The sequence below is a fragment of the Pedobacter aquatilis genome (genome assembly GCF_030409415.1).
GTDB lineage: Bacteria > Bacteroidota > Bacteroidia > Sphingobacteriales > Sphingobacteriaceae > Pedobacter > Pedobacter aquatilis.
This window is the reverse complement of the sequence record NZ_JAUFPW010000029.1, coordinates 148,642-167,046: the sequence shown is the minus strand read 5'-3', so window position 1 is coordinate 167,046 and position 18,405 is coordinate 148,642. Positions and strand designations below refer to the sequence as shown.

General features: G+C 35.6%; 15 protein-coding genes and 2 tRNA genes. 7 read left to right on the top strand and 10 right to left on the bottom strand.

Features of this window, described 5'->3' with window-relative positions:
• Positions 1 to 527: 527 nt before the first annotated feature.
• Both der and era read right to left on the bottom strand, forming a co-directional pair.
• Entirely contained in the window at positions 528 to 1,829 is a 1,302-nt protein-coding gene (der, locus tag QWY86_RS12635) for a ribosome biogenesis GTPase Der (RefSeq protein WP_290242680.1), read from the bottom strand.
• 129 nt (positions 1,830 to 1,958) lie between these two features.
• Positions 1,959 to 2,855 carry a GTPase Era gene (era, locus tag QWY86_RS12630; protein ID WP_290242679.1) on the bottom strand — a complete coding sequence of 299 codons (897 nt, stop codon included), beginning with the start codon at positions 2,853 to 2,855 and terminating at the stop codon, positions 1,959 to 1,961.
• Between the two features lie 185 nt (positions 2,856 to 3,040).
• Here era and QWY86_RS12625 point away from each other — a divergent pair.
• The 7 genes from QWY86_RS12625 to QWY86_RS12595 all read left to right on the top strand — a co-directional run bounded on the left by QWY86_RS12625 (position 3,041) and on the right by QWY86_RS12595 (position 7,035).
• Positions 3,041 to 3,116 (top strand) — tRNA-Met (locus tag QWY86_RS12625).
• 80 nt (positions 3,117 to 3,196) lie between these two features.
• Positions 3,197 to 3,268 (top strand) — tRNA-Glu (locus QWY86_RS12620).
• Positions 3,269 to 3,516: 248 nt separating this feature from the next.
• Entirely contained in the window at positions 3,517 to 3,843 is a 327-nt protein-coding gene (locus tag QWY86_RS12615; RefSeq protein WP_290242678.1) for an Arm DNA-binding domain-containing protein, read from the top strand.
• On the top strand, positions 3,843 to 4,739 hold the full coding sequence (locus QWY86_RS12610; RefSeq protein ID WP_290242675.1) for a site-specific integrase: 897 nt from the start codon (positions 3,843 to 3,845) through the stop codon (positions 4,737 to 4,739). The genes QWY86_RS12615 and QWY86_RS12610 overlap by 1 nt, the downstream gene beginning before the upstream one ends.
• Positions 4,740 to 5,512: 773 nt before the next feature.
• Positions 5,513 to 5,893, top strand: a complete 381-nt coding sequence (locus QWY86_RS12605; RefSeq protein ID WP_290242674.1) for a hypothetical protein — start codon at positions 5,513 to 5,515, stop codon at positions 5,891 to 5,893.
• The gene (locus QWY86_RS12600; protein WP_353958919.1) at positions 5,851 to 6,243 is read left to right on the top strand and encodes a restriction endonuclease; all 393 of its coding nucleotides are present in this window, start codon (positions 5,851 to 5,853) and stop codon (positions 6,241 to 6,243) included. Before QWY86_RS12605 ends, QWY86_RS12600 begins: the two co-directional genes overlap by 43 nt.
• 402 nt (positions 6,244 to 6,645) lie before the next feature.
• Positions 6,646 to 7,035 carry a DUF1398 domain-containing protein gene (locus QWY86_RS12595; RefSeq protein ID WP_290242670.1) on the top strand — a complete coding sequence of 130 codons (390 nt, stop codon included), beginning with the start codon at positions 6,646 to 6,648 and terminating at the stop codon, positions 7,033 to 7,035.
• Between the two features lie 25 nt (positions 7,036 to 7,060).
• Here QWY86_RS12595 and QWY86_RS12590 read toward each other — a convergent pair whose 3' ends face one another.
• From QWY86_RS12590 to QWY86_RS12555, 8 genes are all read right to left on the bottom strand, one after another.
• On the bottom strand, positions 7,061 to 8,329 hold the full coding sequence (locus tag QWY86_RS12590; protein ID WP_290242668.1) for a sensor histidine kinase: 1,269 nt from the start codon (positions 8,327 to 8,329) through the stop codon (positions 7,061 to 7,063).
• Positions 8,313 to 9,686: a sigma-54-dependent transcriptional regulator gene (locus QWY86_RS12585; RefSeq protein ID WP_290242665.1), complete on the bottom strand. Its 1,374-nt coding sequence runs from the start codon at positions 9,684 to 9,686 to the stop codon at positions 8,313 to 8,315. The genes QWY86_RS12590 and QWY86_RS12585 overlap by 17 nt, the downstream gene beginning before the upstream one ends.
• 19 nt (positions 9,687 to 9,705) lie before the next feature.
• The gene (locus QWY86_RS12580; RefSeq protein ID WP_290242663.1) at positions 9,706 to 10,881 is read right to left on the bottom strand and encodes an ABC transporter permease; all 1,176 of its coding nucleotides are present in this window, start codon (positions 10,879 to 10,881) and stop codon (positions 9,706 to 9,708) included.
• Positions 10,882 to 10,902: 21 nt separating this feature from the next.
• Complete coding sequence (locus tag QWY86_RS12575) at positions 10,903 to 12,132, bottom strand: ABC transporter permease (RefSeq protein WP_290242661.1); 1,230 nt, start codon at positions 12,130 to 12,132, stop codon at positions 10,903 to 10,905.
• A gap of 9 nt (positions 12,133 to 12,141) precedes the next feature.
• Positions 12,142 to 12,807 carry an ABC transporter ATP-binding protein gene (locus QWY86_RS12570; protein ID WP_290242659.1) on the bottom strand — a complete coding sequence of 222 codons (666 nt, stop codon included), beginning with the start codon at positions 12,805 to 12,807 and terminating at the stop codon, positions 12,142 to 12,144.
• A 246-nt stretch (positions 12,808 to 13,053) separates the two neighbouring features.
• Positions 13,054 to 14,508, bottom strand: a complete 1,455-nt coding sequence (locus QWY86_RS12565) for a TolC family protein (RefSeq protein ID WP_290242656.1) — start codon at positions 14,506 to 14,508, stop codon at positions 13,054 to 13,056.
• A 1-nt stretch (position 14,509) separates the two neighbouring features.
• Positions 14,510 to 15,757 (bottom strand): efflux RND transporter periplasmic adaptor subunit, encoded by a 1,248-nt coding sequence (locus QWY86_RS12560; protein WP_290242653.1) that lies wholly within the window; start codon positions 15,755 to 15,757, stop codon positions 14,510 to 14,512.
• 143 nt (positions 15,758 to 15,900) lie between these two features.
• Positions 15,901 to 18,312, bottom strand: a complete 2,412-nt coding sequence (locus QWY86_RS12555; protein WP_290242652.1) for a hypothetical protein — start codon at positions 18,310 to 18,312, stop codon at positions 15,901 to 15,903.
• Positions 18,313 to 18,405: the final 93 nt, after the last annotated feature.

The following is an 18,405-nucleotide window of genomic DNA, read 5'->3' as shown; positions in this document are numbered from 1 at the left end:
TCTTGCGAATCGTAAAAAGTAAAAGAACCAAAGGAAAATATCAAACATGGACCAACTACAAAAGAGCGATATGAGCCTTAAGTTAATGACATTGCCCCAACCCCTTCTTGAAAATAAGGAGGGAAGCTGGACATTGCCAAACTAAGATTAGTGGGATTATTTAAGTTTGGGTTTAAACCACGGCAATAAGTTAAATGCAGAAATTTGCCCTAATTATTACTACTCCCCTCCTAATTTAGGAGGGGCAAGGGGTGGTTAAATCGCTAAACACTAGCCAAGTTCTACAGAGCAAAACCATAATAATTAAACCTGATTGCCGTGGAAATACTTTTTTGCTTGCAGAAGACCTTAATATGTTGCCACAGCAAACGATGAAACAGATTCCTCTAACCTGAAAACGACAGAACCTAAAAAAAGATTGAAACAAAAAGCAGGGCTGCTTTCTCCGATGGAATGCAAACCCTGCTTTTCTAATTATACTTTTAGTCTACAGTTTCAACTTTAAACCTTGAACTTTCAACTTTTTTCTACTTCTGTCTAAAATAAATTTGAATGGGAACACCAGAAAAATCAAAGTGCTCTCTTAATTTATTCTCAATAAACCGTTTGTACGGATCTTTAATATACTGCGGCAAATTACAGAAGAACGCAAACATTGGCGACGTTCCGTTAATTTGAGTGATGTATTTAATTTTAATGTGCTTACCTTTTAGGGCCGGTGGCGGGAAAGCCTCGATTAATGGCAACATTACATCATTCAATTTTGATGTTGGGATTTTCTTACTACGGTTTTTGTAAACATCTAAAGCTGCTTCAATAGCTTTAAAAATACGTTGCTTATTCAAAACTGAAGTGAAAATAATTGGCACATCGGTAAAAGGTTTAATGCGCTCTCTAATTTCATCTTCAAAAACCTTCATGGTTTTAGTGTTCTTTTCAATTAAATCCCACTTGTTTACCAAAATAACCAAACCTTTTTTATTCTTTTCGGCAAGGTGGAAAATATTAATGTCCTGACTTTCGATACCTTCTTGCGCATCAATCATTAATACCACTACATCAGCCTCTTCTAAAGCTTTAATGGTACGCATTACCGAATAGAACTCCAGATTTTCTTTAACCTTTGTTTTTTTCCGCAATCCGGCTGTATCAATTAACATAAATTCATGACCGAATTGGTTGTAATGAATTTTAATTGAATCGCGGGTAGTACCTGCATTTGCGGTTACAATATTACGCTCCTTACCAATTAATGCATTTACCAAAGAAGATTTACCAACATTCGGGCGACCAGCAATGGTAATTTTAGGCAATTGATTTTCCTCTTCAGGAACATCTTCGAAGTTTTTGATTACTTCATCCAATAATTCTCCAGTTCCAGAACCTGTCATTGATGAAAGTGGATAAACCTCACCTAAACCAAAACCGTAAAAGGTGTGAACTTCATTATATAAAGCAGTATTATCTACTTTGTTAGCGCAAACAAAAACCGGTTTGTTGCTTCTACGCAATACTTGAGCAATATCATCATCTAAATCGGTAATACCTGTCGTAACATCAACCATGAAAATAAGCACACTGGCTTCTTCAATGGCAATCATTACCTGCTCACGGATGGCCGCCTCGTAAACGTCTTCAGAGTTTGCAACGTAACCACCGGTATCAATTACAGTAAATTGTCTGTCGGTCCATTCGCCAACGCCATAATGTCTGTCGCGGGTTACTCCACTCATATCATCAACAATAGCCTTACGACTTTCAGTTAATCGGTTAAAAAGTGTACTTTTTCCTACGTTTGGCCTGCCTACTATGGCGATAATATTACTCATTTGTATTTACGATTGTAGATTTACGATTGTAAATTGTATCATTACAAAAGTAAACATGTCTAAAATTTTTATCAATAGCCATTTGACTATCAACAACTAACCGACTTATTTCGGGCTGCAAAGGTACGCTTAATTATCGTAACCAAAGCTCTTTAAGTAATTCTTTTTACTTCTCCAATCTGGAATTACTTTAACAAACAGTTCTAGAAATACTTTTGTATCCAGGAATTTCTCAGCTTCGATACGGGCCTCAGTTCCAACTTTCTTAAGCATACTGCCACCTGTTCCGATTAAGATATTTTTTTGCGAATCGCGTTCTACTACTATTTCTGCAGTAATTCGAACCATGGCACCTTTACCGTTCTTCATTTCTTCATCCTTAAAACTCTTCACAATAACTTCGGTACTGTAAGGAATTTCTTTCTGGTAGTTTAGAAAAATTTTCTCTCTAATAATTTCGGAAATAAAGAAACGCTCTGAGCGATCTGTTAAATCTTCTTTGTCGTAATATGCCGGATGCTCTGGCAACATTTCGAGAACACGCTCTAATAAGCCATCAACATTGTGATTATGCAAAGCTGAAATTGCATAAATAGCGACAGGATTTAACTTCTCCTGCCAATAAGCAATTTTTTCATCAACCTGCTCTTGCAGGGCTTTATCTATTTTATTTATTAAAACAATGGTTGGTATGTTACGATTTAGAATTTTTTCTAAAACATCGTCTTCATCATGCGCTTCGTTAATATCTGTTACAAACAAAAGTACATCGGCATCGGTTAAAGAACCGTTTACAAAGCTCATCATGCTCTCTTGCAAACTGTATTTTGGCTTAATAATACCAGGTGTATCAGAAAAAACAATCTGATATTCTTCTTCATTTACAATACCTAAAATACGATGTCTTGTGGTTTGTGCCTTAGGTGTTATAATGCTAAGTCGCTCGCCAACAAGCACATTCATTAGGGTTGATTTACCAACATTTGGTTTACCTATTATACTAACAAAACCTGCCTTATGTGCCATTAAAATATTTTTTAAAAAAAATTTGCAGTACAAAGAAACGAATTATATCTTTGCATTCCAATTCGGAAACAGAGTTAAGGATTTAATTCAAACAGAAACGAGTTGTATATAGTGCGGGGTGGAGTCCCGAAGTTTCGGGAGTACGCTCGTAAGGGCTCAAACCAAACTTAAAAACCCATATATAGTGCGGGGTGGAGCAGTTGGTAGCTCGTCGGGCTCATAACCCGAAGGTCGCACGTTCGAGTCGTGTCCCCGCTACCAATAAAGTGGTAAGTTTTAAGTGAAAAGTTGTAAGTTCGATTTAACTTACAATATAAACTTTCAACTTTAGACTTGAAAATGGCCCGTTCGTCTAGGGGTTAGGACGCCAGATTTTCATTCTGGAAACAGGGGTTCGATTCCCCTACGGGCTACAAAATCAATGTCAAATGATGTCAAAACCCTGCAAATCAAACATTTGCAGGGTTTTTTATTGATATCAAAAACCTATAATATGCATCAAATCGCAACAAAAAAGTGTGTATTTCGGTGCGTATCTAAAATAGAAAATACTACGCACCGAATCTCAAATAACAAACTGAACACCAACATGTTCAGCCATTAAACATCTTGATGCGGAAAAGCTGCTGCCTTACTTTTGTTTCACTCTAAGTAAGTTATTATGAAAGGTAATTTCCATCTGCTTTATTATCTAAGAAAGCAAAAAGTCTACAAAGGAGGCCCAAGGGCCATTTATATGCGCATTACAGTTAATGGTAAACGTGCAGAAATGTCAGTTGGCCGAGAATGCGAATGCGAAAAATGGAATAATTCGGCAGGGCGTGCCATTGGCCCCAAGGAAGATGCCAGAACCCTAAACTGCTATCTTGATAGCCTGCAAAGCAAGATGAGAATAGCTCATCAGGTTTTACTCGACGATGGGATAAAGGTTACAGCAGCGAGTTTGCTGGCGCAGTTTACTGGCAAATCACAAAAAGCAAATACCTAATGAGGTTATTTGCAGAACATAATTCGAGGATAAAAGAATTAATCGGGAACGGCTTTGAAGCCAATACATTAAAAGGCTACATTACTTCTGAAAAACATTTGACAGATTTCCTTCGAAAACAGTATACTCAAGATGATATCCAGATTAGTGAATTGAATTATGCCTTTATCCAAAATTTTGAACATTATTTAAGGGCAGATCGTAAGTGTAGCGATGTTTCTGCTGCGAAATATATCAAACACCTAAAAAAGATTGTCAACCATTGTTTGGTAAATGGTTGGTTAAAACAGGCTCCCTTCATCGCCTATAAATCCACAGCTAAAGCCAAAGCACGCACCTATTTAACCCAAGAGGAAGTCGATAAGATTATAGCTAAAGAATTTACCATAGGAAGGCTACAACAAGTTAAGGATGTTTTCATTTTTTGTTGCTTTACAGGGTTATCCTATGCCGATGTTAACAAACTAAAACGTTCTGAAATTGCTCTAGGGGTAGATGGCGAAAAATGGATATTTACTAAGAGAAAAAAAACTGGTACATCATCCCATATACCAATCTTACCCAAAGCTCTTGAAATATTAAATCGTTATAAGGACAATCCTGAATGCGAAAATAGAGGTTTGGTATTACCAGTACTAAGCAACCAGAAAATGAACGCTTACTTAAAAGAGATCGCGGATGTTTGTGGCATAGATAAACATTTAACATTTCACCTGGCTAGGCATACATTTGCAACAACAATAACTCTTTCTAATGGGGTTCCAATCGAAACAGTGAGCAAAATACTCGGACATACTGCCTTAAAAACTACTCAGCATTATGCAAAAGTTCTTGATATCAAGGTTAGCCATGACATGGGGAAGCTTAAACACCAGTTCAGTATTACTAAACTTTAATTTAGCTTTCGAAATGAATGTTAAAAGCTGCATACATTTTTGCGACTTTTAACATTTTATTATAGCTAGTTGAAGGTTTGGACGGATTTATTGAAGCTTAGGCTCATAGATACTTTCAGTGTGCTTTCTTTATTCTTCCTCGAATTTTTACTCCTTAATCTTTTCATATTTTATTTCTTTCCAAATTGACTAACCCCAAAAACGTAAGTCATTTAGGTTATATTCGTAAATATCTGTTGTATTTTAGTAACAAAATTATTAAAGCAAGCCCCTCTAATGTCCATCGATATATTCCCTTCGCTAAAGGAATTGGTAAATACCGGTCCTTTCCATCTTAGCCTTATTGTATTTCCTTGACGGATGCCCAAATAGCTTGTTGCATCATAGTATCAAGTATTGCCTTTATCTGGGCTCAGGGGGACACTACCTTAGCTGTACTTTTCCCCGCCTGCTTTAAAAAAAATGTCAGCCAAAAGAATAATCAGTACTTATGGCAATCAGCAGTAACTGTTAGTAATCGAAAAGAAAGGGCATGCGGTGAAGGGACAGAAACAGGAGGAAAAGCGTGGCTTGTCGGGCAATCAATAAAAACCGTTAGTGGGATTGAAGCGGCATCCTTCTGAAAGAAAGATATAGCGGAAAGCCCCGGTCTCGTAGGGAAACGGCCAAAACCGATTACAATTTGCTATTTGAATATTTAATTTTACCCTGTATGTTTAGGATAAGATTATCATAATTACTTATTTTAGTCGCTCTTAATTTATTAACGCTGTATGGAACAAACCGATTCATTTCATTATCCACCTGAACTATTCGAATTATTGATCGAAACGATCCCTCTGTTATGCAGATCAAAGAAGGCAGTATTATTATTTTTCAGGGGTGCAGGTGTTGCAGAAAGTATGTACAGCGATTTGTCCAATAGGTTAGACATGGATAAAGACAGCATTAATAAGTATGAAATATGCAGAATAATGATCACCAGGCTCAATGAAAAGAACGATGCTTATATATGTTCCAGGAGAGAGTTGTTAAGGAGAGTCGTGGAATTTGAATCATTTTCTAATTGCTGGGAAAATGATGTTTACAAAGCAAAAGGACTGGTTGCTGTGTGCACTTCCCAAAATTCAGACCATTTAAAAGTAGAATTCTAGACCGAGCTGACATCATTGAGCAGATAGACGGGGTGGTAGAAATAGACAACCAGATCTACCTTGTAGAAATGAAGTGGAAAAAAGATAAAATCGGGCCTGACGACATATTCGCCCACGTGGGTAGGATATATCATAGAACCAGTGCGAAAGGAATTTTTATTTCTGCATCTGGCTACACTGACTCCGGTATTATTGCTGCTAAAGAAGCTTTAACCGGAAAGGCTATATTGGTGCTTACAGACCTGAGCGAGTTTGTAGATATAATGAATAATGAAAAAGATCTTGCCCAATATTTTAAAGCGAAGATTAGCAGCGCAATAATAGATAAACAGCCTCTTTCTACGCCATAAAGATCTGATCACCTGAATTATTGGCCAATATCGGTAAGATCGTAATGAATTCTGCCGAGTATAAAATAATCTCATTTTCCCTTAGATGATAATAATAAAGGCATAACTTATAGAATCAAAAATTTTGACTAATAATTTAATAAGTCAAAAATTCAGACAACTCTTTATATTCACAAAATATTATGACTATAGTTTCGTGAATATTTAGCTTGAAACAAGGCCTCTAACTTAAATTTGCACATCCCAGCAAATTGCAGAGCCTGGTATTTAATTTACAGCACCATCCCTTTTACAATAAGCAGAGGCCTGCGAGGAAGCATATTTTCTTTTAAAGGTTATAAGTATGCTTACAAGAATGATTTATTTACAATAAGAATTCATTAATAAAATTATATAACAAATATGTTTACAGTAGAACAAATTCAAAACGCACATACTAAAGTAAAGTCAGGAGCTGATTTTCCTTCATATATTCAAGAAATTAAAAAATTAGGTGTTAAGGCCTTTGAAACCTGGGTAGAAGATAGTCATACGCAGTATTTTGGTAATGATGAATTTAATACTACATCTTTACCAAAATACGATAACCTCGAAATAACCGATGTGCTTAACAAAGATAAATTTGTTATTTATTTAAAGAGCCATCAACAAGGGCAAACGGATTATTACACATTCTGTAAAAGTTGCGCTGAAACAGGAATTGAAAAATGGTTTGTATGTCTTGATAAAATGACCTGCACTTACTACGATAAAGCTGGTCGTGAAGTTTTAGTTGAAAATGTACCAGAATAATATATTGATTTACCTATCAGAAAAATTAATTCCTGAATTTTATTTCAAATCTGGTATCGTCAATTCCATAGGTTTTTAGCCTGAACCCATAATTGTGGTTTAATAGAATTTCTCTAACAAGGGTAAGGCCAATGCCTTGCCCATCTTTTTTTGTGGTAAAAAAGGGGCTAAAAAGCTTCTCTTCGTTTTCTGGAGATATGCCATTTCCAGAATTCGTAATGGTTAGGCTATAATCTTTAAAATCAATATAAATTTTAATTATACCATTGCTTCCGATAGCCTCAATAGCATTTTTAACAATATTTATTAATGCCTGTTCCATTTGCTCTGCATCTGCATTTATGAAAAATGGTTCATCAGGGAGGTCAAATTCAAAGCTGATACTTCTCTCATTTGTTGTAAAATGCAAAAGTTCAGTAATGGAAAATAATAAAGCAACCAGATTTACTTGCTTACAATTTGCAGGTGGTAACTTAACCAAATCGGCAAAGTTCCTCATAAAAACATTAAGGTTCTGATTTCTTTCAACAGCAACCTTCATGGCTTTTTTTAGCATTTGTTCTTCATCATTTACCCATAAACTTTGCTGTGCTAATGCAGTATTAATAATTGAATTTACAGGACCAATCGTATTGTTTACTTCATGCGCCATCATCCTGATAACTTTATCATAAACCCCTTTTTCGGCAGCAAAAATCTCTGCGGTAACCTCTTCCATCATAATAAAAATCCGCTCGAAACCCCTATCAATAAATTTAGATTTTTGAACTTTATAACGCTTTAAACCATCTACACGAATCATTTTTGATGTTCCGGTTTTTATATGATGAATTTGCGCATCAAGCAAATCAGGATTGGCATTTAAAATTTCAATAGCTTTCGGATTAATCTGTTTTATTTGCTTATCAAAATCGAGCGTGATAATTCCTGTCGGAGAAGTTTGAATGAGCTTTTCGAGAAAAAAATGTTGCTCTTCCTGCCTTGTTCTTTCGGCCCTTAATTCGTCAATCATTTTATTATAAACATCAACCAATTCATCTACTTCTTTTTTACCGGTTGCTAAAAATTTAACATTAAAATCTTTATCCTTTATGGCAGTAATACCTTGCTTAAGATAACCCAATGGGCTAATTAATTGCTTATATAAATTAATGGAAATCACTACAGAAATTAATATTGCAACTTCTGCAAGCATAAAAACTAATTTTTCTTTTTGGAAAATAAAATAACTCAGCACTAGACAGATTAGATGCAGAATGACCACGAAAAGAATGTACTTAGTCTTCAGTTTCATTAAAAGGAATTTGATGTTTTTCTAAACGGCGATAAAGTGCATTTCTGGTAATACCTAAAGAAGCCGCAGCCTTTGTAATTCTGTTTTTATGGAAATTCATTGCTTGTTTAACCATTTCCGCTTCCATCTGGTCTAAAGTCATGGTGCCAACGCCTGGTAATTTTACCTTATCGTTTTTTTGAGGGGATAAATTAAGTTGAGATTGAAAATCATCTATATCCAATTCATTTTTACTACTGATTAAAACCGTACGTTCTACCAGATTTTTTAACTGGCGGATATTTCCAGGCAAGGATAACTGCTGTAACCACCGCATGGCTGCAGGAGAAACCTGTAAATCTGGGCGATCGTACAGCTCTTTCATATTGCTAATAAAGAAATTTACCAATAGCGGAATGTCAGTAGGGCGTTCTCTAAGTGCTGGTAAATGTATGGTTATCAGATTAATTCTATATAATAAATCTTCTCTAAACAAACCAGAAGAAACCAACTCATTCAGGTTTTTATTTGTTGCACAAACTACACGGGCATCAACAGTTTTGGTTCGGCTGCTACCTAAAACTTCGTAAGTTCTATCTTGCAAAACCCTTAAAAGTTTTACCTGGCTTGATGCCTCTAAATCTCCAATTTCATCTAAGAAAATCGTGCCTTTATTTGCCATTTCAAAACGCCCGGTTCTATCAAAACGGGCATCAGTAAAAGCTCCTCGAACATGACCAAACATTTCACTTTCAAATAATGAAGACGATATTCCGCCTAAATTTACTTTAACAAAGGGTTTTGCAGAGCGAGTACTGTTTTCATGAATGGCTTCGGCGATTAATTCTTTACCTGTACCGCTTTCTCCGGTAATTAAAACCGAAGCATTAGTACCCGCAACTCTTCCAACGGTTTCCAAAATGCTTATTAAGCCAGCATCCTCACCGATTATCTGTGAAAAATTGTATTTTTTGGTTAATGATTTTCTGCCTTGTGAAACAGTTGGTTTACCATTTAGCTGTAACAAGGTTTCTACAGTTTGCAACATATAATCGTTGCTCCATGGTTTGTTTATAAAATCATTGGCACCAAGTTTCATACCTTCAACGGCCAGCTCTATACTTGCCCATCCGGTAATTAAAACAATAGCCACTTTGGTATCGATTGCTCTAATTTGTTTAAGCAGGTTCATCCCCTCTTTACCAGAGGTATCAATAGAAAAATTAAGATCTAAAATAATCAAATGAGGCTTTTTGGTTTTAACCATTTCAAAAGCCTGAACCGAATTATCAGCGGTAAAAACTTCTTTCCCGGCGCCCTTTAATAAAAGCGAAATAGAAGTTCTTACCGCAATGTCATCATCAACAACTAAAATCATATTTGCGAAGTTAAGCTATTTAGTCTTCATGCAGGGCAATGGCAGGATGAATTGCCGCAGCCTGCTTACTCGGATACAAAGAACATGCAAAAACCAGGGCGTAAATAAATACAATGGCAATTATTATAGCAATAACATACACACCAGCAGGAATATTAAAAACATTTAAAAGCGGAAATTGAACGGCAAAGAAACAACCAATTATCAGGGAAATAGTAGTAAGGATTATAGATTCCATAACCATTTGCGAAGAAACAGCTGAGCCACTTGCACCAATTGCCCTACGCAAACCAATTTCACCTTTACGCTTATTAATGTTGTACCACAAAACACCAAATAAACCAAGCGCAACATTAATAATCAGGAAACCTGCAACAACTATAAAGAGAAATATTGGTATTAAGGTCGTTCTATTTTTGGCGGCCCGCATTTCATCAACATGCTGAATTTCGACAGCACTACGAGTAGTATTCGTCATAAATTTATACAATTTGCTTTCAAAGTTAGCATCAGCGGTTTCACGTACTTTTATCAAAACGGTACTTGTCCATTTTAAATAACCAGTATCCAACTGATTAAACATAATGTTATTCATTGGGGCGAAATCTCCATCCGATTTAAAATCATTTATTACCCCTATAATTTTTAACTTTTCCTTATCATCACCAACTACTTTACCAATACCTTTTTCTTTGCCGAACATTTCTTTGCTAAGCGATTCGTTAATGATGATGGCTTTGTGCTTACCAACCAAATCTTCAGGCAAAAACCATCTGCCATCTACCAATTCTACATTCCAAACTTTGTTATAATTATTGGAAACCACGTAATGACTAATCATATTATAGTCTTTCTTTCCATATTTTAATGCTCTGCTCATAAAGCTAGATGAGTATGGAAAATTGGAGTGTGAAAAACTAACCTCCTTAATCTCAGGCATGGATTTTAAGTTTTTTTCCAGATTGGCATAAAAGGTAGTTAAGGTATCGGGATTTTTAGACAATTGCTCACCGCTATAAGCAATTGCCCAAACCCTGTTATAATCAAAACCCAATGGCTTGGAGTAATTCTGATAGTAATAAGTTATGTAAGAAAAAACAGCAAACACAACCAGAAATGAAATCAGAATTTCGGATAGAAAAAGAAAGTTTTGCGCCCTCTTGTTCCATATTAATTTAAATAGATGCTTAAACATACAGTATCTTTTTTTGGCGATTTAGGCCTTTAACGCTTTAACAATATTTAATTTGGACATTCTCCAGGCTGGGTAAACTCCAGAAATTAACCCAAATAAAAAGCAAGTTATCAGACTTAAAAACAATACTTTTAAATTCATGGAGAGGTTAAAATTGGATATGTAATTGGAATCATTAATTAAATAAATAACCAGTATGGAGAGAAGTATGCCGATAAGGCCTCCAATAAAGGTTAGTATTAAATTTTCGACAATAAATTGATAAACCAGCGTTTTGGATGAAGCGCCAAAAGCCTTACGAACACCAATTTCTGACGAACGCTCCATAATTCTGGTGATGTTAATATTAACCAAATTGATTGTGGGCAGTAGCAAGAAAAGCAATACAAATACGCCACCGATAGTAATCACTCTGGTAACCCCGCTATCGGTAGAATTTCCACCCATCCTTCGGGTTATACTAATTATATATTCATCTGCATTGCAATAAATTTTATCAAACTCCGGTGGAATTGGCAATTTTTTTACCATTTGAGCAAATTCCTTTTTCATTTTTGGCAAATCATCCTCATTGCGCCCTAGTAACACTGCATTACATTGCCCCATTAACCCTGTATCTTTAATATCTCTGGAAAGCGTGTAAGGCAAGTACATATCGCCAGTAAAGTTTCTTACCGAACCTGGAACATTTTCTACAACACCAATAACCCGATAATTAATATTATCAGCAGAGATGTATTGTCCGATAACCGACTTTGCATCTCCAAAATAAGCCTCCTTTGTTTCCTTCGAGATTACAGCAACACGTTCTGCACTTTTAATCTCCTTATCACCATACGGTTTACCCTCCAAAAATTTATAATTTAATACATTCCAGTAATCGGCATTAGTGTATTTATAACCTATAACTAATTTTTTATTGTTAACATAAGCGTTTGACGATTTCTCTCCAGATGAAATCGCCATTTTGTAAACCGTTTTTAATTTTGAAACATATTGCTCAAAAAAATAAAACGATAGATTACTCATATTAATCCAACCTTCTTTTGTATTTTTAATTTCAATCCTTTCTACATAGAGCGATCGATTTTGTTTATCGTCTGGATAATCTGGACTAAACATTTTATCGGCCAGTGCCGTTGCCACCATTAAAATGGTTAGCGTAAAGCTGATGCCAAATAAGCTGATGAAAGTGAAAAATTTTCTCCTCTTTAATACAGCTATGGCGATTTTGAAATAATTCTTTAGCATAACTGAATTTTATTGAACTTGTGAACCATCGAAAAGACGCACCAACCTGTGGGTTTTCTGTGCCATACTTTCATCATGTGTAACCATTATAATAGTTGTGCCTTCATTTTTATTCAGGTTGATAAGAATATCCATAATTTCGTTACCCATTGCACTATCTAAATTTCCGGTTGGCTCATCAGCTAAAATAATTTGCGGTTGCCCAACTATTGCCCTCGCAATTGCAACACGCTGCCTTTGCCCGCCAGAAAGCTGGCTTGGAAAATGTTTTAAGCGATTGCTTAACCCTACTTTTTCCAATGCTGCAGTTGCAAGTTCTTTTCTTTCTTTGGCAGATGAAGTTCTGTATAACAATGGTAGTTCTACATTATCAAGCACTTGTAAATCGTTAATTAAATGGTAACTCTGGAAAATAAAACCGAGCTTTTCATTTCTAAAATTAGCCAGTTTTTTATCTGAAAAACGACTGATATCTTGACTATCGATAGTGATATTACCTTTGGATGGCTCATCTAGTAAGCCCATGATATTTAGCAAGGTACTTTTGCCACAACCAGATGGACCCATGATGGACAAAAATTCGCCTTTTGCAATATCCAGGCTAATGCTATTAATTGCCAGTGTTTCAACAGTATCGGTTCTGTAAACCTTTTCAATATTTTGTAAGCGTATCATAATATTTTATGTAAAATGGATTTATGTAAGATGGAAAATGGATTATAGTTCATTAGTCATTAGTTCATTTGTAAACTGGTTATTGCTTATTGAATTTTGAAAATTGTTTATTCGTCATTGTAAATTGCGATTTGGTAATTGTAAATTTAAAATTAGAGAACCAGAGCAGCTGAAAAGAATCTTAACAATTAAACTAATTTTAGCCTTTAGTGGTGCACCACAGGCTCTGTTCTCTATTTTTATTTTTTAATAGGTAATTTTAGCATTCTTCTCAAAATCGTATAACGATAAATAGCGAAGCTGGTAATAAGCGCCCCAAAAATCGCGGAGCGAAGAAACATAATCTCTTTTTGCCCGGTCGTTTTCTTGAAAAGCAATACTTAAATCGGTTATGCTCAGGTTTCCTAAAACGTAACGCTCACTTGCGATTTTATACTTTTCGGCAGCAATATCTTCTGCAGCATCTGTTAATTTAATTTGCTCCTTCATCATATTAAAAAGGGTTACCTGCGTAATAATTTGCTGTTCAAAAATCTGTTTATCTTGCTCTACTGCATAAGTTGTAAACTGTTCATTAGCCAATGCCGTCTTGGTTCTGGATTTAGAACGTCCCCAATCCATCACCGGGATAGATAATTGCAACTCTACTGATTGCTGACTCCTGGGGTTACGATAAACATCGAAGGCATTTATACCCGCATTTGAAAAGCCCAAGTTTGCCCTAAGCGTTGCTTTTAAACCATTTTCGCCCTTGGCTTTGGCAACATCCCTCTTTGCTTCTGCCAACCGGCGAATAAAACCAATCGCATCAGAACGGTTCTCGAAAGCCTGCGCCAATACTTTTTCTGCCACAACCGACATTTGCGCCACAACAGCAGGCATTTCGAGTTTGATGCGGTTATCGCCTTCTATGCCAGTATAACTACGAAGATTTAAGGTAGCAATCTCAACATCTCTTTTAGCTGTTCCAACCGCTTTTTGTGCATTTAAAACTTCTAACTGAAGTTGAAGAATTTCGTTTTTGGATATTTTCCCCAGTTCGAACTTAGTATCGGCTATGCCGAGAATACGTTTGGTATTGGTAAAATTTAATTCGGCTATATTTAAGTTTACCTGCGCCAATAATAAATCGAAAAAGTATTCGGTAACGGTAATGGAGATTTTTTCCTGTGTTTCGATAAAGGTTTGCTTGCTTTCGTTGTACTTCAAAGGTTCAATCTTCTTATCCCACTTTAAACTATTAAATTGTAAAAGTGGTTGTGTATACCCCAAACCATAAGGGATACCGTTGTAAAGCACATTATCTCTATCAAAATCAGTAAAACGCTGAAGTTGGGTAGTTCCGAAAATTGTTCCACCAGTTGCGGCAATACTTTGGCTAAAATTTAAAGTAAGCGACGAATTATCGTAATGCACCGGTTGAAAAAGTATGGTTCCGTTTGGCTGTTGCACCTGACTGTAGATTTTGGTATATCCGGGTAGAACACCTTCTAAAGACAGTTGCGGCTGATAGTTAGATTTAAAGGTACGCCATTCCCAATATTTGGTTTCTTTTACTGTGGCAGCCTGTTTTGAAGATATAGAATTTGACTTTGCCATTTCTACAACTTGTGGCAAGGTTAATTTTAGGGTATCCGTTGCCGCGAAAGTAGAATTGCTAAACCCAATTAATAAACCTGTAAGTAAAATTTCTTTCATCATTTTAATTACTTAGGGTTACGGTTTTTACAGTTTTAAAATCGCTCATATCCGAAGTGATGATTTCATCGCCCGCTTTTAAACCGCTTTTAATTTCAACGAAGTCGAAATTACTCAGACCAGTTTTAACGGTTCTGCGCACTGCGACACCATTGTTTAAAACAAAAATTTCCTGAAGATTTGAACCATTAAAAGCTGGTCCGTTTGCAACACGCAAAATCCCGTTTCGGGTTGCGGTTACCAGAAAAACATCAACTTTTTGATTGGGACGTAAAATCTTACTATCTTTTTGATTCAGCTGAATATCAAATGAAACAATAGAATTACTTACCGATGGAGAAATATTAGTAATGGTTCCACGTAACTGTTCGTCGCCGATGCGGATTACGGCCGTCATATTTTGATGTATTTTATCGAGCAGATTATCAGATATGCTTCCAGCTATTTTAAATCCACTCAAATCAGCAATTCTTACCAATGCTTCGCCCGCTTGTACGCTTGTACCAATATTTTTATTTACCCAAGTAATTACGCCTTGCCGGGTTGCCGTTAAATTAGCTAAATCAAGTTTACGTTTCAAACCGTTTAAATCATTGCGCTGAATAGCTAAAGCAATTTCAGCCTCTCTGATTTCAATTTTCATGGTTTGCTGTTTACTTTTAATTTCATTCTCCAATTGAAGTTTTTCCAAATTGGCTACTTTCAAATCAAGTTCTGCCCGTTCTACATCCTCTTGTGTACCACCACCGGCCTTTAGCAAACGTTTTGCCGAAGAGACAGCATCCTTTAAATTGCTGATGCGTAATTGTTTTATGCTGTTGCTTGATTTTATATCGAAAAAACTCTTCTCCAAATCAAGCTTCAGTTTTCGGATTTCATTTTCTTTAGATTCCATTTGAAACTGAAGCTTTCCAAACTCATCTTCGGTAACAGATTTGTCGAGCGTTAAAATAGATTGCCCTTTTTTAACCTGATTACCGGCATCCATTAAAACGTTTTGTATAGATGCATTTATTGGACTGGTTATCACTTCTTCAAATTCAGGAAGCACTTCGCCAATTGCGTTAATTGTATTTTCAATAATGCCAACTTCAACTTTTGCGGTGGTGATATCAGCATCGGTTAAGGCAGGCTTAAAATAAAATCTTATCAACCAAACAACTGCGATAAGCACAACTAGAATTGTAAAAATTATAAAGTAAGTTTTCTTCTTTTTCTTCGCTAAAACTTCTTCTTCAATGAGCTTGTCCATTTAAATATTTTAAACAAGTCTTTACAAGCAAAATGCCATAATTAAAGTACTGAAAATCAAGCGCTTAAAAAATATCCATAAACAGAAAATGCCCGATATCGAACATTGTGTTTTATATCGGGCATTTTAATGGGAAATAAAATTTAAGGTTTATCGATAATTTTAAAAGTTTCTTTCATATTCACCAATCCTTTATTGCTGATGCCCTGAACGATGATTGAAAAATCATCAGCGATATCTCCTGCCTTGAAATTAATGGGAATTTCTCCTGAAGCATCTGTCACCAATCCGGATTGCCAGTACAATGTTGAATGGTACTGTAAGCCACCATCATCTTCAATAGCCATATAATATTCTTTACCACTATTGATTCCTTTTATAGCAATTCCCTTTTTTTCATTTTCGGTTAAGCAGCCTGTGTAATAAACCCTTTCTACTCTAAACCACGCTCCATCTAATTGAATATGTTTCAAGTAAGGTCTGTTTTTTATCGGTTTTTGCCTATCGGAAAGTGGAGTACCTTCATAATTTAGCCAAGCCAAAGGGTGTTGACCATTTACATAATCTCCACATTCGTTTGCGCCAGGTTCACCCTTAGTACCGTACATACCACTTTGCTTTACGGTTATCTCCACATCTTTTAAAGAAATTACATTTTGAAGGTTTTTTAATATTGAGTTTTCCTGATTGTTACTTAGGCTCTCGAATATAGAACGTTTTAAATTTTTTGCCAATATATTTGTAATTGGGATGAAGGCATCATTTACTTTAATATCGTATCCATTTTTTTCCAACCCCAATCGATAATAGATATTCTTATTCTGTTCCACGAGTAAATTATCATTGCTCAATTCAAAAGAACCATCTGTATTAGTAGTTATAATTCCGGTATTTATCCCTCCAAAGGAAACTAAATCAACAGCTTTTTTTAATGTTTTTTTACCACTCGTAATTGCTCCCATCATTAATGGATAATGAGATTTGAAAATGGAATCCTGATTATACGCAATCAATTCCTCACGAGTATATCTTCTCCAACCTTTTATCAACAAAACATCTTCAAGATAATTTTTATCCAACATATTATTGGCCGAAGGATTTGCAGGTAGGTTTTTTAAATTATTATGCAGGTAAAAATAGTCCTCAATATTGGCTGTCTTAATACTAATTCGGTTGCGCTGCACCACAGCTACAGAAACAATTCCAGATGCGGCCTTGCCACCATTATCGGCTAACTTTAGTTTTATCCGTATTGAATCTCTTTTTGCATAATTACTTTTTTCAATTTCAATTTTTGAATATAATTCCTGCTGATTATAATGCGCAAAAAATAGCCTTTCAGCTAAAGGTTTTCCAGCATCATCAAGAATGGTTAAAGTTGTTATCCCTTTAGGAAGCGCAAGAAGTGAGATGTTAAAAATTCTTGCGGATTCATTTGATTTTCCATTTAATAAAACATAATCGCCTAAATCATTATGAAGCACAATTTGAATCGGCTTTGCCATTTTTGAAGATAGAATAAACCGTAAACTATCATTAACGAGTGCTTTGGGAAGACTAATTGTTATATCAGTAGCATTTGAAACAGAGGGAAGTTTGACGTTTGAATTTTCTGACACATAAGTACCAGTGTATAAATTTACACTATAGCTTTCGCCAGCTTGCGGATGGATTGTAAAAGAACCCATCCCATAAGCGTTTGTAAATATTTCATTTTGCGCTTCGTTATTTTTCATCAACATTCCCTTTAAAGCGAGCGGTCGCCCATCAGTAGTTTTAGCTTCCCAACCTACACGCGATTGCAAACCCGCAACCATTTCGCCACCTTCGGGATAAAACTTTACATCTATTTTTTGCTTCTCGATTTCTGGTAATGCCTTTGAATGATATTGCACTTCTCCATCAACATTTACATTAAGCAATAAGGTAGCCCGATTTTTAAGCAAATCTTCGGGAATAGTTATTGTTACTTGTTTTTTATCCAGTTTAATAGATTTTGAAAAATGCTCCCCGACTTGATAATTTACGACAATGGTTGCTTTTCGATTTGCATCTAAGCCGCTTACATCGATCACAGTTCGGATGCCTCCATTTTTTACTACAGAATCTAATAAAGTAAGTTTACTAGTAAAAGTTGGCTGACTAATATTTAGCACTTTAACAGATGAAGTAAATTGCGCAACTGGTAGTTCTTGTGCATTTAAAACATTGGTATAAGCCAATATCTGATAATTTCCCGGAGGAATAGAATCTGGCAACCATACAAAGCCAGAGCTTAAACCATTAGATATGTTAAATTTTTGGGAGAGATCAACTTTTTTAGTTAACTCATTTATTAGCGCAACATTTAAAACCTCATGCTCGCTTACCGAATTTGGAGTATTGAGCAGATAAGCGCTAAACCAAATTTTCTCGTTATTGGTATAAATCCCTTTGTCGTGATGCAGAAATAAAAAAGCAGTCGGTTTAATTTTACGAAATTGATTTAATTCGCCTTGCGACCATGACAACAAACAACAATGAAGCAATAAATTGAGTAATATAATTTTTTTCATTGAGCAGGGCTATATCAGATTAAAAATCAAACAATTGTAATATCGCGAATCATCATCGAGAAACTAAATTCATAGTTTTATTGTTACAATACA

Excerpts from the sequence above, each read along its gene's own strand:
- QWY86_RS12565 (WP_290242656.1), bottom strand. The coding sequence starts at position 14,508 with ATGATGAAAGAAATTTTACTTACAGGTTTATTAATTGGGTTTAGCAAT.
- QWY86_RS12575 (WP_290242661.1), bottom strand. The coding sequence starts at position 12,132 with ATGCTAAAGAATTATTTCAAAATCGCCATAGCTGTATTAAAGAGGAGA.
- QWY86_RS12585 (WP_290242665.1), bottom strand. The coding sequence starts at position 9,686 with ATGATTTTAGTTGTTGATGATGACATTGCGGTAAGAACTTCTATTTCG.
- QWY86_RS12580 (WP_290242663.1), bottom strand. The coding sequence starts at position 10,881 with ATGTTTAAGCATCTATTTAAATTAATATGGAACAAGAGGGCGCAAAAC.
- QWY86_RS12590 (WP_290242668.1), bottom strand. The coding sequence starts at position 8,329 with ATGAAACTGAAGACTAAGTACATTCTTTTCGTGGTCATTCTGCATCTA.
- QWY86_RS12560 (WP_290242653.1), bottom strand. The coding sequence starts at position 15,757 with ATGGACAAGCTCATTGAAGAAGAAGTTTTAGCGAAGAAAAAGAAGAAA.
- QWY86_RS12595 (WP_290242670.1), top strand. The coding sequence starts at position 6,646 with ATGTTTACAGTAGAACAAATTCAAAACGCACATACTAAAGTAAAGTCA.
- QWY86_RS12615 (WP_290242678.1), top strand. The coding sequence starts at position 3,517 with ATGAAAGGTAATTTCCATCTGCTTTATTATCTAAGAAAGCAAAAAGTC.
- QWY86_RS12610 (WP_290242675.1), top strand. The coding sequence starts at position 3,843 with ATGAGGTTATTTGCAGAACATAATTCGAGGATAAAAGAATTAATCGGG.
- QWY86_RS12555 (WP_290242652.1), bottom strand. The coding sequence starts at position 18,312 with ATGAAAAAAATTATATTACTCAATTTATTGCTTCATTGTTGTTTGTTG.
- QWY86_RS12605 (WP_290242674.1), top strand. The coding sequence starts at position 5,513 with ATGGAACAAACCGATTCATTTCATTATCCACCTGAACTATTCGAATTA.
- era (WP_290242679.1), bottom strand. The coding sequence starts at position 2,855 with ATGGCACATAAGGCAGGTTTTGTTAGTATAATAGGTAAACCAAATGTT.
- der (WP_290242680.1), bottom strand. The coding sequence starts at position 1,829 with ATGAGTAATATTATCGCCATAGTAGGCAGGCCAAACGTAGGAAAAAGT.
- QWY86_RS12570 (WP_290242659.1), bottom strand. The coding sequence starts at position 12,807 with ATGATACGCTTACAAAATATTGAAAAGGTTTACAGAACCGATACTGTT.